General features: G+C 53.0%; 15 protein-coding genes. 6 read left to right on the top strand and 9 right to left on the bottom strand.

All coding sequences use genetic code 11. The annotated features are described in order from the left end of the window. The first annotated feature begins 2 nt into the window (after positions 1-2). Entirely contained in the window at positions 3-1,376 is a 1,374-nt protein-coding gene (locus ATB02_RS05715; RefSeq protein ID WP_000946226.1) for an efflux transporter outer membrane subunit, read from the top strand. 8 nt (positions 1,377-1,384) lie between these two features. Further along, positions 1,385-2,548 (top strand): multidrug effflux MFS transporter, encoded by a 1,164-nt coding sequence (locus ATB02_RS05710; RefSeq protein WP_105271233.1) that lies wholly within the window; start codon positions 1,385-1,387, stop codon positions 2,546-2,548. A gap of 49 nt (positions 2,549-2,597) precedes the next feature. Here the strand turns inward: ATB02_RS05710 and sapF are convergent, their stop codons facing one another. The 9 genes from sapF to puuA form a co-directional block, all read right to left on the bottom strand. Continuing rightward, positions 2,598-3,404 (bottom strand): peptide ABC transporter ATP-binding protein SapF, encoded by an 807-nt coding sequence (sapF, locus tag ATB02_RS05705; RefSeq protein WP_000573406.1) that lies wholly within the window; start codon positions 3,402-3,404, stop codon positions 2,598-2,600. A 1-nt stretch (position 3,405) separates the two neighbouring features. Next, complete coding sequence (sapD, locus tag ATB02_RS05700; protein WP_001128858.1) at positions 3,406-4,398, bottom strand: peptide ABC transporter ATP-binding protein SapD; 993 nt, start codon at positions 4,396-4,398, stop codon at positions 3,406-3,408. Beyond that, a complete protein-coding gene (sapC, locus tag ATB02_RS05695; protein WP_001146166.1) occupies positions 4,398-5,288 on the bottom strand; it encodes a peptide ABC transporter permease SapC in 891 nt (296 codons plus the stop codon). Before sapC ends, sapD begins: the two co-directional genes overlap by 1 nt. Next, entirely contained in the window at positions 5,275-6,240 is a 966-nt protein-coding gene (gene sapB / locus ATB02_RS05690) for a putrescine export ABC transporter permease SapB (RefSeq protein WP_000583271.1), read from the bottom strand. The genes sapC and sapB overlap by 14 nt, the downstream gene beginning before the upstream one ends. Further along, positions 6,237-7,880 carry an ABC transporter substrate-binding protein SapA gene (sapA, locus tag ATB02_RS05685; protein ID WP_032184026.1) on the bottom strand — a complete coding sequence of 548 codons (1,644 nt, stop codon included), beginning with the start codon at positions 7,878-7,880 and terminating at the stop codon, positions 6,237-6,239. The genes sapB and sapA overlap by 4 nt, the downstream gene beginning before the upstream one ends. A gap of 312 nt (positions 7,881-8,192) precedes the next feature. Continuing rightward, positions 8,193-8,438, bottom strand: a complete 246-nt coding sequence (locus ATB02_RS05675; protein WP_001015099.1) for a YmjA family protein — start codon at positions 8,436-8,438, stop codon at positions 8,193-8,195. A gap of 133 nt (positions 8,439-8,571) precedes the next feature. Next, positions 8,572-9,957, bottom strand: a complete 1,386-nt coding sequence (gene puuP / locus ATB02_RS05670; protein WP_105271232.1) for a putrescine/proton symporter PuuP — start codon at positions 9,955-9,957, stop codon at positions 8,572-8,574. Continuing rightward, a complete protein-coding gene (locus ATB02_RS26040; RefSeq protein WP_123059833.1) occupies positions 9,947-10,111 on the bottom strand; it encodes a YmjE family protein in 165 nt (54 codons plus the stop codon). Before ATB02_RS26040 ends, puuP begins: the two co-directional genes overlap by 11 nt. Positions 10,112-10,259: 148 nt before the next feature. Then, positions 10,260-11,678: a glutamate-putrescine ligase gene (gene puuA, locus ATB02_RS05665; RefSeq protein ID WP_032184028.1), complete on the bottom strand. Its 1,419-nt coding sequence runs from the start codon at positions 11,676-11,678 to the stop codon at positions 10,260-10,262. Positions 11,679-11,889: 211 nt separating this feature from the next. On the opposite strand from puuA, the gene puuD reads away from it, so the two are divergent. From puuD to puuB, 4 genes are all read left to right on the top strand, one after another. Beyond that, positions 11,890-12,654 carry a gamma-glutamyl-gamma-aminobutyrate hydrolase gene (gene puuD, locus ATB02_RS05660; RefSeq protein WP_001307158.1) on the top strand — a complete coding sequence of 255 codons (765 nt, stop codon included), beginning with the start codon at positions 11,890-11,892 and terminating at the stop codon, positions 12,652-12,654. Between the two features lie 26 nt (positions 12,655-12,680). Continuing rightward, positions 12,681-13,238, top strand: a complete 558-nt coding sequence (gene puuR, locus ATB02_RS05655) for an HTH-type transcriptional regulator PuuR (RefSeq protein WP_001278727.1) — start codon at positions 12,681-12,683, stop codon at positions 13,236-13,238. Positions 13,239-13,387: 149 nt separating this feature from the next. Next, positions 13,388-14,875, top strand: a complete 1,488-nt coding sequence (puuC, locus tag ATB02_RS05650) for an aldehyde dehydrogenase PuuC (protein ID WP_105271231.1) — start codon at positions 13,388-13,390, stop codon at positions 14,873-14,875. A gap of 1 nt (position 14,876) precedes the next feature. Beyond that, the gene (gene puuB / locus ATB02_RS05645) at positions 14,877-16,157 is read left to right on the top strand and encodes a gamma-glutamylputrescine oxidase (RefSeq protein WP_105271230.1); all 1,281 of its coding nucleotides are present in this window, start codon (positions 14,877-14,879) and stop codon (positions 16,155-16,157) included. The last annotated feature ends 37 nt before the right edge of the window (positions 16,158-16,194 follow it).

Below are 16,194 nucleotides of genomic sequence, written 5' to 3'. Positions count from 1 at the left end.
TAATGTTGCGTCGTTCTCTTATTTTTCTGGTGCTGTTGAGTGCGGGATGTGTCTCGCTCGATCCTCACTACAGTACGCCTGAATCCCCAATCCCGGCGACCTTGCCGGGAGCACAGGGCCAGGGGAAGGCAATCAGCCATGACTGGCAGCAGGTGATTCACGATCCCCGATTGCAGCAGGTAGTAACCATTGCACTGAACAGTAACCGCGATGTGCAAAAAGCGATTGCTGATATTGACTCAGCACGGGCGCTCTATGGGCAAACTAATGCGTCGTTATTTCCGACGGTGAATGCGGCCTTAAGTTCGACTCGCAGTCGTTCGCTGGCGAATGGTACGGGAACAACTGCCGAGGCTGACGGCACGGTGTCCAGTTATACGTTAGATCTGTTTGGTCGTAATCAGAGTTTATCTCGGGCGGCGCGGGAAACCTGGCTTGCCAGTGAATTTACAGCCCAGAACACTCGTTTAACGCTGATTGCTGAAATCAGCACCGCCTGGCTGACACTGGCGGCCGATAACAGCAACCTGGCCCTGGCAAAAGAAACGATGGCCAGTGCAGAAAACTCATTGAAAATTATCCAGCGCCAGCAACAGGTTGGCACGGCGGCAGCGACAGATGTCAGTGAGGCGATGAGTGTTTATCAGCAAGCGCGCGCCAGCGTTGCCAGCTATCAGACACAAGTGATGCAGGATAAAAATGCGCTGAACTTACTGGCAGGTACAACGCTTGCGGAAAATCTGCTACCGGGAACACTGGAAAGCCTGCCGGAACAAATGATAAGTCTGGTTCCTGCGGGAGTATCATCTGATGTTCTGCTGCGTCGCCCGGATATCCAGGAAGCGGAACATAATTTGAAGAGCGCCAATGCAGATATTGGCGCGGCGCGGGCTAACTTTTTCCCGACGATTTCGCTGACTGCCAGTGCCGGTGTGGGCAGTGACGCATTGTCGTCGTTGTTCAGCCACGGAATGCAGATCTGGTCATTTGCACCATCGGTCACATTACCGCTGTTCACTGGCGGAAGTAATCTGGCGCAGCTTCGTTACGCAGAAGCACAAAAGCGTGGGCTCATTGCCACCTATGAAAAAACCGTTCAGAGCGCATTTAAAGATGTCGCTAACGCACTGGCGCGGCGGACCACGCTTGAAGAGCAACTGGATGCACAGCGCCAGTATGTTAAAGCTGAGCAACAAACGGTCGATGTTGGCTTGCGTCGCTATCAGGCGGGTGTTGGTGATTACCTGACCGTGTTGACGGCGCAGCGCAGCTTGTGGAGCGCACAGCAGGAGCTGCTGGCACTGCAACTGACTGATTTTACAAACCGAATCACGCTCTGGCAGTCGCTGGGCGGCGGCATGTCATCACTCAAGTAAGGAATAATATGGCTAGAGTCTCTCTTTCATGGGCATTGATTCTTGGTCTTTTAGCCGGTATCGGCCCGATGTGTACCGATCTTTATTTGCCGGCTTTGCCGGAGATGTCTGAGCAACTGGCGGCAACCACGGCCATAACGCAATTAACCCTGACCGCATCACTGATTGGTCTTGGCGTCGGACAACTGTTATTTGGCCCTCTGAGCGACAAAATAGGGCGTAAACGTCCGTTAATCTTGTCGTTGCTATTGTTTATTGTTTCTTCCATTTTGTGCGCGACAACGAACAATATTTACTGGCTGGTGGTCTGGCGTTTTATTCAAGGGATCGCGGGGGCGGGTGGTTCGGTGCTCTCTCGTTCTATTGCTCGTGACAAATATCAGGGAGTAACTTTGACCCAGTTTTTTGCGCTGTTAATGACGGTGAATGGCCTGGCACCGGTGTTGTCGCCAGTGCTGGGCGGGTACATTGTTAGTACTTTTGACTGGCGCACTTTATTCTGGGTAATGGCTGAAATTAGCACCGTACTGTTGCTGGGCTGCCTGTTATTTATTAATGAGACCTTGCCAGAAAATAAAAGGGGCTCATCATTGCTATTAACCGGACGAAGCGTGGTGCAGAACCGCCTTTTTATGCGCTTTTGCCTGATTCAAAGTTTTATGCTGGCCGGTTTGTTTGCGTATATCGGCTCTTCGTCGTTCGTGTTGCAGAAGGAATTTGGCTTTAGTCCAATGCAATTTAGCCTGGTGTTTGGCCTTAACGGCATCGGACTTATCATTGCTTCATGGATCTTCTCGCGCCTGGCGCGACGGATTAACGCGATGACATTGTTGCGAGGTGGCCTGATAGCGGCAATTTTGTGTGCATTGCTCACGGTCTTATGCGCATGGGTACAATTGCCCATTCCGGCACTGGTGGCATTATTTTTCACCATCGCATTTTGTAGCGGCATCGGCACTGTTGGCGGGGCAGAGGCTATGAGTGCAGTAGGGACGCAGGAATCTGGAACGGCGTCTGCGTTGATGGGGATGAGCATGTTTGTCTTCGGCGGTATAGCCGCGCCATTGTCGGGAATTGGCGGAGAAACACTGTTAAAAATGAGTCTGGCAATTACGGTGTGTTATACGCTGGCATTGCTGGTTGCTCTCACCAGAATCGACAATCAAAAGTAATGAACACCTCATCCTGAGGGGGGGGCCTGTCAGGATGAGGTGCAAAACACTAACGGTCCTTACGCCACGCATCCGCCGTCAATGCCTCGCCAAAATGACCGGCAATCAGTCGTTTGGTGAGGTCGTGCAGCGGAGAGGCGAGCACATCCGCAGTACTACCTCGCTCGACAACCTCGCCCTGATGCATCACCAGTACCTGGTCGCTAATGTGCTTCATCATCCCGATATGCTGGGTGACATAAATATACGAAATTCCCTGTTTTTCCTGTAACTCCAGCATCAGATTAATCAACTGCGAACGCATCGACATATCCAGTGAGGCGAGGGCTTCATCGGCAATAATGACTTTTGGGCGCAATATCAGCGCGCGCGCCAGCCCCAGACGCTGTTTTTGCCCGGGTGCCAACATATGCGGATAGTAACTGACGTGATCCGGTAGCAGCCCAACCATCCGCATCGTTTCAATAATCTGTTTGCGACGCTGTTCAGGTTCCAGATCGGTGTTCAGACGCAGTGGAAAATCCAGAATTTGCGAGATACGTTGACGGGGATTCAACGAGGTCGAAGGATCCTGAAAAATCATGCGAATACGCTGACTGCGGAAGGAATAATCGCCAAAATGCAGCGGATGATCGTCAATCAATAACTCGCCGCTGGTCGGTTCTATCATTCCCGCCAGCATTTTTGCCAGCGTGGATTTACCAGAACCATTCTCGCCAATGATCGCCAGTGTCTGGCCTTCACGTAGCGTAAAGCTCAAGGGTTTTACCGCTTCTACGGTCTGACGACGAAACCAGCCGGTCCGGTAGCGGAACGTTTTACTTAAATTACGCACTTCAAGCAGCGTTTCGATCATCTCACTCTTTCTCCATGTTCAGCGGGAAATGACAGGCATAGAGATGATTTTTCGCCCCCGTCAAACGTGGCGTCACAATGCATTCTCGTTGTGCATACGGGCAACGCGGCCCCAGACGACACCCAATCGGTAACTGTTCCAGCAGTGGGATAGCGCCGGGCAGCGTATTGAGGCGACTTTTATGCGGCATCGCGCTGCCGAAGTCTGGTATCGCGCGGATCAGCGCCTGGGTATAAGGATGATGTGGCATTGTCACCAACTCCTTACTCGGCGCGGTTTCCACCGTTTGACCGCAGTAAAGCACGTTAATTTTATCCGCCCATTGGCTAAGCATTTGTAAGTCATGGCTGATAAGCAAAATAGTGGTATTGCTGTTTTGGTTGAGACGCGTCAGCAGGCGAAAGATTTGCGCCTGGGTTGTTGGCTCCATTGAGTTTGTCGGTTCGTCAGCAATCAGCAGACGCGGTTGATTCGCCAGTGCAATGGCTATCATCACTTTCTGACATTCACCTTCGGTCAACTCATAGGGAAAACTGCGCATCGCATCTTTGTGATCTTTAATCCCCACACGGTGCAGTAGTTCAATGGCACGGCGTTTGCGCCAGCCAAAACGCTGCCACCAACGGCCTTTATAGGTCCAGGCTGGGATGTTTTGCATCAACTGGCGACCCACACGTTCTGAAGGGTCAAGACACGACTGCGGTTCCTGGAAAATCATCGACACGTTGTGACCAACCAGCTTGCGCCGTTCGCGTGCGGAGAGACGCAGCAAATCGATATCATCAAAACGCATACGGTCAGCAGTAACACGCCAGTTATCTTTATTCACCCCACAAATTGCTTTTGCAATCAAACTTTTGCCGGAACCGGATTCGCCAACAAGACCGCGGATTTCACCTTCGGTTAAGGTCATACTTACGCGGTCGACGGCTTTAACCCACTCATCACCGGTTTTAAATTCAATGGTCAGGTTACGAATATCGAGTAATGGCATTATTCCACCCCCGCAATAATTGCACGACGAACACCGTCGCCAAGGAGGTTAACCAACAGCACGCTAATCATAATTGCCGCACCTGGCAGCATGACAGTCCACGGGGCGACATAAATCAGTTCCAGCGCATCACCGAGCATCGCTCCCCATTCAGGCGAGGGGAGTTGTGCGCCGAGATCGAGAAAGCCCAGCGCGGCGATATCGAGAATTGCCATCGACAGTGCGCGGGTGATCTCGGTGACCAGCCCGGCGGTGATGTTTGGCATCACAGCAAACCAGAGAATATTCAGCGTTGATGCGCCATCCAGACGGGCGGCGATAACGTACTCTTTTTCCAGTTCGTCATGCACCATGCTGTAAATCGAACGTACCATACGAGGCAGCAGCGCCAGCCAGACGGCAAACATGGCGTGCGACAAACTCGGTCCGGCAAACGCTACAACGATAATTGCCAGCAGTAGGGAAGGGATCGCCAGTAAGGTATCCAGAATATGGTTAAGCACCGCTGAGCGTAGACCGTGCGTCGACCCGGCAAAGGTGCCAAGTACCAGGCCACAGATCGTCGCGGCAAGCGTCACCACAAATGCCCCCCCCACGGTTGGTGCAGCTCCACTCAGTAAACGACTTAAAACATCGCGTCCGAGGTCGTCAGTCCCCAGGAAGAAAGAAACTTCGCCATAGCGTGACCATGAAGGCGGCAATAATTGATAGCCGAGAAATTGCTGATCGATTCCGTAAGGCGCAAACCAGCCGCCAAAAATACACAGTACAGCCAGTCCCGCGCAGCCGTACAGACCGACCATCGCAGAGGCATCACTATAAAATTTGCGCCAGGCGGTACGCAGCGTGCCCGGCGGGCGCTTTTCGCTGTATACGCTATCGTAAGGCATACCATTCCTTATGTTTCAGAGGGTTAGCCATGGCACCCAAAATATCAGAAATCACGTTAACAATAATGACCAGTGAGCCACACACCATCACTCCGGCGGAAATGGCTGCGTAATCTTGCTGGCGGATGGCGTTAATTAACCAGCGCCCTAAACCCGGCCAGCTAAAGACCATTTCGGTGATCATTGCCAGCGTCAGCATGGTGGAAAACTGTAAGCCCAGGCGAGGAATAACCGGAGGTAACGCGTTATGCAGAACGTGGCGACGCAAAATAGTAAAGCGTGACAAACCGCGGGTCGCCGCCGCTTTTACATAATTCTGGTCATACACTTCGATAGTGCTGATACGCATTAGTCGGATCACTTCAGTTGTTGGCGCAACCGACAGGGTGATCACGGGCAATACCATATGACGGATTGCGCTAATGATCATTTCATCCCGCCACGGTGAGTCCGAAAGCCAGGCATCAATCAACGCAAAACCGGTAATCGGTTTCACTTCGTAGAGCAGATCGAAACGCCCTGAAACGGGCAACCAACCTAGCGTGAGTGAACAAAACAGCGTCAACAGAAGCGCCAGCCAGAACACCGGGATTGAAAAGCCCAGTAAGGCGATGGCGTTGATCAAGTTATCCTGCCACTTATGGCGCGTAATCCCGGCAATCATTCCTACGGGGATGCCAACAATCAGCGCAAAACCGAAGGCGAGGATGCACAGTTCCATCGTCGCCGGGAAGACCTCTTTTAACTGTTCGGCAATCGGTTGACCGTTAATGCTGGAAACACCAAAATCCCAGTGGATCAGGCCGTTAAACCAGAACACCCAGGCATTCCACAGTGACGCGCCTTGTAACGGCGCATGTGGGGTGAAATAGCTCAAGCTAAAGCCAACGAACGTCAGCAGGAACAAGGTGACAATCAATAACAAAATGCGGCGTAAGGTGAAGATAATCATGGTTTTTTCACCTCATCCTGTTTCTCGCGATACACACCAGCAAAGGAGGCGTTACCAAACGGGCTAAGAACCAGCCCTTTGATATCGTAACGGTAGGCTTGCAAGCGCAATGACGACGCCAGCGGCAAAATGGGCAATTCCTGCGCCAGAATACTTTGCGCTTCGTCATAGGCTTCAATACGCGCCGCTAGCTGCTGCGAGGAGAGCGCCTTACGCAACACGCTGTCGAATTTCGGATCGCACCAGTGGGCGAGGTTGGTCTGGGAATGTATTGCTGCGCAGCTCAGTAGCGGACGAAAGAAACTGTCCGGATCGTTACTGTCTGTCGCCCAACCGGATAACGTCAGATCATGGCTCATATCCATCAACCGCGCCTCCTGAAAACGACCTTCTACCGGCACAATCACCACTTTTACGCCAACCTGCGCCATATCCGCCTGAATTAGTTCGGCGGTTTTCAGTGGGCTGGGGTTCCACGCCTGCGAACGTGTGGGCACCCACAGTTTCAGCGTTAAGTTTTCCAGCCCTAACGCCTTCAACTGTTCGCGCGATTTCGCCGGATTGTATTCAGTAATTTTAGCCTCGTTGTCATAGGCCCACGAGGCGCGCGGTAAAATAGAGGCTGCCGTTTCAGCCGTACCATAATAGATGGATTGCATCAGACGCTGGTTATTGATCGCCAGTGCCAGCGCATGGCGGACAGCGGGATTATTTAGCGGCGGTTTAGCGGTGTTAAATGCCAGATAGGCGACATTCATCCCTGGACGCAGCGTTAAACGCAAGCGTGGGTCGTCACGCAAAATGGATAGCTGACTGGCAGCAGGCCAGGCCAGAACGTCGCACTCCCCGGTCAGGAGTTTCGACAGACGTCCTGTACCGCCAGAGCCTAAATCCACCACCACCTGCGGCATTAACGGTTTGCCGCGCCAGAAGTCATCATGACGTTGTAGGCGAATAAATTGCCCGGCGCGGTATTCCGATAACTGATACGGTCCAGTGCCGACCGGCTGACGGTCGAGTTGTTCCTGGCGATCTTCTTTCTCTAACTTCTGGGCATATTCTGCCGACATGACCGATGCATAATGGGTCGCCAGGTGCCACAAAAAAGAAGCATCCGGCTGGGCGAGTCGGAACTCAACGGTATGATTATCCAGTTTGCGAACGCTTTTAACGTTATCGGCAAATTGCAGGCTGTCGAAGTAGGGAAAGTTGCTGCCGTTGACGTTATGCCACGGGTTGTTACGGTCAAAAATTCGCTGGAAGGTAAACACCACATCGTCGGCATTCATTTTACGAGTGGGAGTAAACCAGTCGGTTTTTTGAAACGGAACATCGCGACGCAGGTGGAAGCGATAGGTCGCGCCGTTGTCGAGCACTTCCCAGCTTTCGGCAAGTTCCGGCATCAGGCGATAGGTATAGGGATCGACATCCAGGAGTCGATCATAAAACTGGGCGGCAAGGGTATCGACAATTAACCCACTGCTCGCTTTGGATGGGTTAAAGGTGTTGACTTGCCCGCTGACGCAATAGACAAAACCGCTGTCGCGGATATCAGCATGCGGGGGGGATTCAGGCGCGGCGATTGCCTGACCACTCACAAGTCCAGCAATCACCAAAAGAGACGATAATACCTGGCGCATAATATTAAGGGATTTTATGTAAAGAGGCTATCTTACTAATATTTAATGACATTTGCCATTACCGTTTGTGTTCAGGGGTCGTAATGAGGGCCGTGTGGTTGGTCGTTGAACAGGTGACGTCGCCATCTGTTCAACATTCGTACCCGTGATTTCTCTATAACTATAACTCACAGAACAACTTAGCGAGGAGCAGAGCGGTACGATCGTGAGAAACCCATTAAAGCACGCTGCAGTGCGTGTCATTTTTAGCCGGATGCGGCGTGAACGCTTTATCCGGGCAACGATACTGACCGAGCGTCTGCAATGAAATAATTACTCATTACCCCATTGATTCAAAAACTCTGCGATCTCATCAATGCGTACGGGATTAATCCCCGCTTCAGCAGCCATTTCATGTTGGGCTTCTTCGCTGATCTCTTCATTGTTCATCAAACGGGTGAGCAGTAACTGGAAGTAGTGGGCCAGCGGTGTGCGTTCAGCGTCTGCGACAGGCTCTGCGCATTCGGTCGCGTACTCATCGGCAATATCAAAATATTTTAGCGGGATATCGTGGTTCATTATTTGCCCCTGGGGTTAATGCGCTAAGCATAAGGGCGGATGATAGCACTCGTGATCCGGGTCATACATCTTTTTATAGTTAATGGCGCGGCGCATTACCCTCAGGCAGGATAATGCGCCGCGCATCCGACTATTACGTTTCGCTCACCGGCGTTCTGTCACCATCATACAACGGCACTTTGCGATAGCGGCGGATCAGATACCACAAATATGCGCCGCCTAATGAAGCCCATACCAGACCGAGTGTCAGTGACGTTGACTCGAGGTTAACCCACAGCACACCCACCGTCAGCGCGCCAACCAGCGGCATCAGCAAATAGTGAAAGTGTTCCTTCCAGCTTTTATTCATTCCTTTACGCCGCCAGAAATGATTAAACACCGACAGGTTAACGAAGGTAAACGCCACCAGAGCACCGAAGTTAATCAATGCTGTCGCGGTGACTAAATCAAAGAACAGCGCTGACAACGCGACAATCCCGACCATAATGACGTTCAGTGCCGGAGTCCGCCATTTTGGGTGCACATAGCCAAACACGCGCTCCGGAAACACATTGTCACGCCCCATCACATACAGCAGACGCGACACGCTGGCATGTGACGCCAGGCCAGACGCTAACGTGTTCACAAACGTCGTGCAGAGGAAAATCGACTGGAACAACTTGCCGCCAACGTACAGTGCGATTTCCGGCAGTGCGGCGTCCGGATCTTTAAAGCGGCTGATATCCGGGAAGAACAGCTGCATAAAGAACGACGCCGCGATAAAGATAACGCCGCCGTATACCGCCGTCAGGAAGATGGCTTTCGGGATCACGCGTGCGGCGTCCGGCGTCTCTTCCGAAAGCGTGGTCACCGCATCGAAACCGAGGAACGAGAAACAGACAATCGTCGCCCCGGTAATAATCGGGATCAGGTGCGCGTTCTCGCTGATAAACGGCTGAAGTGACCAGACGGTGCCAACGCCTTCTCCTTTATGTAGTCCCTGAACCACCAGGAAGATAAACACCACCATGATGGAGATTTGCACCAGTACAAACAAGGTATTGAAGTTAGCGACCAGGTTGACGCTCTTCAGATTCGCGGCGGTTAAAATGGCGACGAAGGTTACCACCCACACCCACGGCGGCACTTCCGGGAAGAGGGCGGAGAGATAGATTTTCGCCAACAAAACGTTGATCATCGGCAAAAAGAGATAATCCAGCAGCGATGACCAGCCGACCATAAAGCCGACATGCGGGCTAATCGATTTTTGCGCGTAGGTATAGGCCGAGCCTGCCTCCGGGAACTGGCGAACCAGCTTACCGTAGCTGATCGCGGTAAACAGCACGCCCGCCAGCGCCAGCAAATAGGATGCCGGAACGTGGCCGTCGCTGATGCCGGACACAATGCCAAAGGTATCGAACACGGTCATCGGTGTGAGATAGGCAAGCCCCATCATCACTACCTGCCACAATTTCAGTGATTTTCGCAGACGGGTTTTGCCGGGTTGCGCAGCAATGTTCAGTGGTGAATTAATAGCCATAATTGTTGCCTCCCCTGCGTAATAAGGTTTGCGGTCGTGTCGACCTGAAATCAAACCTGTTTAGCAAGGGAAGCAAAGGGGGCGGAGTCAAGTCAGTCGCAGGGAGGGCGCACACGCAGCCTCCCTCGCCATGCGGGGATTTAATCATCGGCATCATCTCATTTCCTCGTCACAGTCTTAATCGTTAACGGAAGCCCGTTGCCGCCTGCGCTCCATAACGCGACATCCGGGAAATGTCTGGATTACCAGCAAATGTCAGGCCTGGCTCCGCTCAGGCCGATGAAACAACCCCGCAAGGGGTACTATGCGTTTTTCAACATCCACTCAATTTCTGTTTCTGTGATGAGGCGCTCAAACTGCAACAGTTCATCATTTTTACAGGCGTGATACACATGGCAGAAGCGATCACCTAAATAGCGGCGTAGATGATCGTTCTCGATAAACTCACCCAGGGCATCGCTCTGGCGAATCGGGAAGGGTAAGCCTTCCTGTTCCAGCCCGTTGCCTTCGACTTCTTCCTGTAATGGCAGTTCGTTATCAAGGCCATGCAAAATACCGGCAAAAATCGCTGCCATCACCAAATACGGGTTGGCATCGGCACCCGCCACGCGATATTCCACGCGGTGATTATGGCGATCGCCGCAGGGAATACGCAGGGCGACGGTGCGGTTGTTATGGCCCCACGACGCCTGCGTCGGTACATACATCCCCGGCTGGAAGCGGCGATACGAGTTCACGTTTGGTGCCAGCAACGCCATTGATGACGGCATCAGGTCAATCATCCCGGCGAGCATCTTTTTCAGCAGCGGCGAATCTTCGCCTTCCGCGTCAGAAAGCACGTTCTCGCCACGATTATTTTGCATACTGATATGGATATGCATCCCGCTGCCCGCGTGCTCTTCATACGGCTTCGCCATAAAAGTGGCGTGCATCTTATGCTTTTCTGCCATCAGACGCACCAGGCGTTTTAGTGCCAGCGCATCATCGCAAGCTTCCAGCACGTTATCGGTATGGTAAAGATTGATTTCAAACTGACCTGGCGAGGCCTCGGCGACCGCGCCATCTGCCGGAATCAGCTGTAACTGCGCCAGCTCATCAATATCATTGAGCACGTCGGCGAAGTGGTTGAGGTTATCAACGGAGTAAACCTGACTTTGTGTATTGCGGTCATCGGTGCCGGGCGCGCAGGGCGGTTGCAGATACCCTTCAGCGTCGCGCTGGCGATCCAGTAAATAGAACTCCAGCTCTACCGCTACAACCGGGAACAATCCGCGCTGGCGTAGCTGCTGCCACAGGCGGTTAAGAACGTTCCGCGGCTCAACGTCAAAGGGAGCGCCATCTTCATCGACCATGGTCAGGAGCATCTGACCGATAAACTCAGGATCTGCAGCAGATGGGGTTAAGGAACCGAGAACAGGAACACAGGTACGATCCGGCTCGCCCATTTCCTGACCCAGGCCCGCTTCTTCTACTACGTTGCCCAGAATATCCATTGCAAACACCGAGGCCGGGAAATAACACCCTTTCTCGAGCTTCTTCAGGCTTGAAACAGGAATACGTTTCCCACGAAAACAACCATTCAGATCGGTAAGTAAAACATCAACATATTGCGTATTCGGGTAGCGCTCCAGGTAGCGTTTCACTTCCTGCGTAAAGGCGCTACCCCGCCTCTCTTCTGACTGCTGAACAAAGTTCTCTACTTCAACGATATTGGTTTCCATGATTCTTCGCCTTTGGTTTGTTTTCCGCTCGTTATCAAAGCGTAAAATATAATGACCACCATTCGAATCTGTATGCAAACTAAATGTTTGTCAAATGTTAAATTGAGTTTGCAAAAATGAAAACCCGCTGCTAGATTGAAAAAATATTGAACATAAAGGTCATTTAAAGCGCAGTAATGGCGATAATTTAGTCCACTTTGTGAGATTGAGCATGGAAAATATAATGAACAATCCGGTTATCGGTGTCGTAATGTGCAGGAACAGGCTTAAGGGTCATGCGACCCAGACTCTGCAAGAAAAGTACCTGAATGCCATCATCCACGCAGGCGGCTTGCCAATTGCGCTGCCACATGCGCTGGCGGAACCGTCATTACTTGAACAACTTTTGCCGAAACTCGATGGTATTTATCTTCCTGGTAGTCCCAGCAATGTGCAGCCGCACCTATATGGTGAAAACGGCGATGAGCCTGACGCCGATCCCGGGCGTGATCTTCTGAGCATGGCGTTAATTAATGCCGCACTCGAAAGGCGCATCCCCATTTTCGCCATCTGCCGGGGTTTACAGGAACTGGTGGTGGCAACCGGTGGTTCGTTGCATCGCAAGCTGTGCGAACAGCCTGAATTGCTGGAACATCGGGAAGATCCCGAACTGCCGGTGGAACAGCAATATGCACCGTCGCATGAAGTTCAGGTTGAAGAGGGGGGATTGCTGTCCGCACTGTTACCTGAATGTAGCAACTTTTGGGTAAACTCTCTGCATGGACAAGGGGCGAAGGTCGTTAGCCCACGGTTGCGTGTTGAAGCTCGCTCGCCGGATGGCTTAGTTGAGGCGGTTAGCGTCATCAATCATCCTTTTGCGCTGGGCGTACAGTGGCACCCGGAATGGAACAGTAGCGAGTACGCGCTTTCGCGTATATTGTTCGAGGGCTTTATCACCGCTTGTCAGCACCATATCGCTGAAAAACAGCGACTCTGACCACTACAGTTTAAGGAAATGCAAATATGAGTGATGAGGGACTGGCGCCAGGAAAACGCTTGTCGGAAATCCGCCAGCAGCAGGGGCTTTCACAACGTCGTGCCGCCGAACTCTCCGGGCTGACTCACAGTGCTATCAGTACGATAGAACAGGATAAAGTCAGCCCTGCCATCAGTACGCTACAAAAGCTGCTGAAGGTGTATGGTCTGTCACTCTCGGAATTCTTTTCCGAGCCGGAAAAACCTGATGAGCCACAGGTCGTCATTAATCAGGACGACTTAATTGAGATGGGCAGTCAGGGTGTGTCAATGAAGCTGGTTCATAACGGTAACCCGAATCGCACGCTGGCGATGATCTTTGAAACTTACCAGCCGGGCACAACCACTGGGGAAAGAATTAAGCATCAGGGTGAGGAAATAGGCACTGTACTGGAAGGTGAAATTGTTCTGACGATTAATGGTCAGGATTACCACCTCGTCGCGGGGCAAAGTTATGCCATTAATACCGGCATCCCGCACAGTTTCAGTAATACGTCGGCAGGTATTTGCCGAATTATCAGCGCCCATACGCCCACCACGTTTTAATCTTTTTGTTCTGTAAGCCGGGTAAGCGCAATGCGCCCGGCAATCCATAAAGAATGTCGCCAGAAATAAGCGGGCATGCGGCCCGGGGATCTCTGCGCCCTGACGTTCACAAACTGCATATATCTGATACACGTGAAACAGGAGTCATAATGAATTTTCATCATCTGGCTTACTGGCAGGATAAAGCGTTAAGTCTCGCCATTGAAACCCGCTTATTTATTAACGGTGAATATACTGCTGCGGCGGAAAATGAAACTTTTGAAACCGTTGATCCGGTCACCCAGGCACCGCTGGCGAAAATTGCCCGCGGCAAGAGCGTCGATATCGACCGTGCGGTGAGCGCAGCACGCGGCGTATTTGAACGCGGCGACTGGTCGCAGGCTGCCCCGGCAAAACGTAAAGCGGTGCTGAATAAACTCGCTGATTTAATGGAAGCCCACGCCGAAGAGCTGGCGCTGCTGGAAACCCTCGATACCGGCAAACCGATTCGTCACAGCCTGCGTGATGATATTCCCGGCGCGGCGCGCGCCATTCGCTGGTACGCCGAAGCAATCGACAAAGTGTATGGCGAAGTGGCGACCACCAGTAGCAATGACTTGGCGATGATCGTGCGTGAACCGGTGGGCGTGATTGCTGCCATTGTACCGTGGAACTTCCCGTTGCTGCTGACCTGCTGGAAACTCGGCCCGGCGCTGGCGGCGGGAAACAGCGTGATTCTAAAACCGTCTGAAAAATCACCGCTTAGCGCGATTCGTCTCGCCGGGCTGGCGAAAGAAGCAGGTCTGCCGGATGGTGTGCTGAACGTGGTGACGGGTTTTGGTCATGAAGCGGGCCAGGCGCTGTCGCGTCATAACGATATCGACGTTATCGCCTTTACCGGCTCGACCCGCACCGGGAAACAGCTGCTGAAAGATGCAGGCGACAGCAACATGAAACGCGTCTGGCTGGAAGCGGGCGGCAAAAGCGCCAACATCGTTTTCGCTGACTGCCCGGATTTGCAAAAAGCGGCGAACGCCACCGCCGCGGGCATATTTTATAACCAGGGCCAGGTGTGCATCGCCGGAACGCGTTTGTTGCTGGAAGAGAGCATTGCCGATGAGTTCTTAGCCCTGTTAAAACAGCAGGCGCAAAACTGGCAGCCGGGCCATCCACTTGATCCCGCAACCACCATGGGCACCTTAATCGACTGCGCCCACGCTGACTCGGTGCATAGCTTTATTCGCGAAGGCGAAGGTAAAGGGCAACTGCTGCTGGATGGTCGTAATGCCAAACTGGCTGCGGCCATCGGCCCGACCATCTTTGTGGATGTCGACCCGAATGCGTCCTTAAGCCGCGAAGAGATTTTCGGCCCGGTGCTGGTGGTCACGCGTTTCACATCAGAAGAGCAGGCGCTACAGCTTGCCAACGACAGCCAGTACGGACTTGGCGCGGCGGTATGGACACGCGACCTCTCCCGCGCGCACCGCATGAGTCGCCGCCTGAAAGCCGGTTCCGTCTTCGTCAATAACTACAACGACGGTGATATGACCGTGCCGTTTGGCGGCTATAAGCAGAGCGGCAACGGTCGCGACAAATCCCTGCACGCCCTTGAAAAATTCACCGAACTGAAAACCATCTGGATAAGCCTGGAGGCCTGAAATGACCGAACATACCAGCAGTTATTACGCCGCCAGTGCGAATAAATACGCGCCATTCGACACGCTGAATGAGTCGATTTCCTGCGACGTTTGCGTGGTCGGCGGCGGCTATACCGGGCTTTCCTCCGCGCTGCATCTGGCGGAAGCGGGCTTTGACGTGGTGGTTCTTGAAGCCTCACGCATCGGCTTCGGCGCAAGCGGACGCAACGGCGGGCAGCTTGTGAACTCCTACAGCCGCGACATCGACGTTATCGAAAAAAGCTACGGCATGGATACCGCCCGTATGCTCGGCAGCATGATGTTTGAGGGCGGGGAGATCATCCGCGAACGTATCAAACGTTATCAGATTGACTGCGACTACCGCCCCGGCGGCCTGTTTGTAGCGATGAATGATAAACAACTCGCCACACTCGAAGAGCAGAAAGAGAACTGGGAACGCTACGGCAATAAACAGCTGGAGCTGCTGGACGCCAACGCTATTCGCCTCGAGGTCGCCAGCGATCGCTACACTGGTGCGCTGCTGGATCACAGCGGTGGGCATATTCATCCGCTAAACCTCGCCATTGGTGAAGCCGATGCCATTCGCCTGAACGGCGGGCGCGTGTATGAGCTTTCCGCCGTGACGCAGATCCAGCATACCACGCCAGCCGTGGTGCGGACTGCCAATGGTCAGGTGACGGCGAAGTATGTGATTGTCGCCGGGAATGCGTATCTGGGCGATAAAGTAGAGCCGGAACTGGCGAAACGCAGCATGCCGTGCGGCACGCAGGTGATCACCACCGAGCGGCTGTCGGAAGATTTAGCCCGTTCGCTGATCCCGAAAAACTACTGTGTGGAAGACTGTAACTATCTTCTTGATTACTACCGCCTGACTGCCGATAACCGCCTGCTGTACGGCGGCGGCGTGGTCTACGGCGCGCGTGACCCGGATGATGTTGAGCGTCTTGTGGTGCCGAAACTGCTGAAAACCTTCCCGCAGTTGAAGGGCGTGAAAATTGATTACCGCTGGACGGGCAACTTCCTGCTGACCTTGTCACGGATGCCGCAGTTTGGTCGCCTTGATACCAACATCTATTACATGCAGGGATATAGTGGTCACGGCGTCACCTGTACCCATCTTGCCGGGCGTTTGATTGCTGAATTGCTGCGCGGCGACGCCGAGCGTTTCGACGCCTTCGCCAATCTGCCGCATTACCCGTTCCCCGGCGGGCGCACGCTGCGCGTGCCATTTACCGCGATGGGCGCGGCTTATTACAGCCTGCGCGATCGTCTGGGCGTTTAATTTCCGATTAACAGTGAAGAGTCAAAAGGTGTGAAAC

It is taken from the genome of Escherichia sp. MOD1-EC5189, assembly GCF_002966045.1.
Taxonomy (GTDB): domain Bacteria; phylum Pseudomonadota; class Gammaproteobacteria; order Enterobacterales; family Enterobacteriaceae; genus Escherichia; species Escherichia coli_F.
This window is presented reverse-complemented; position numbering and strand designations above follow the sequence as displayed.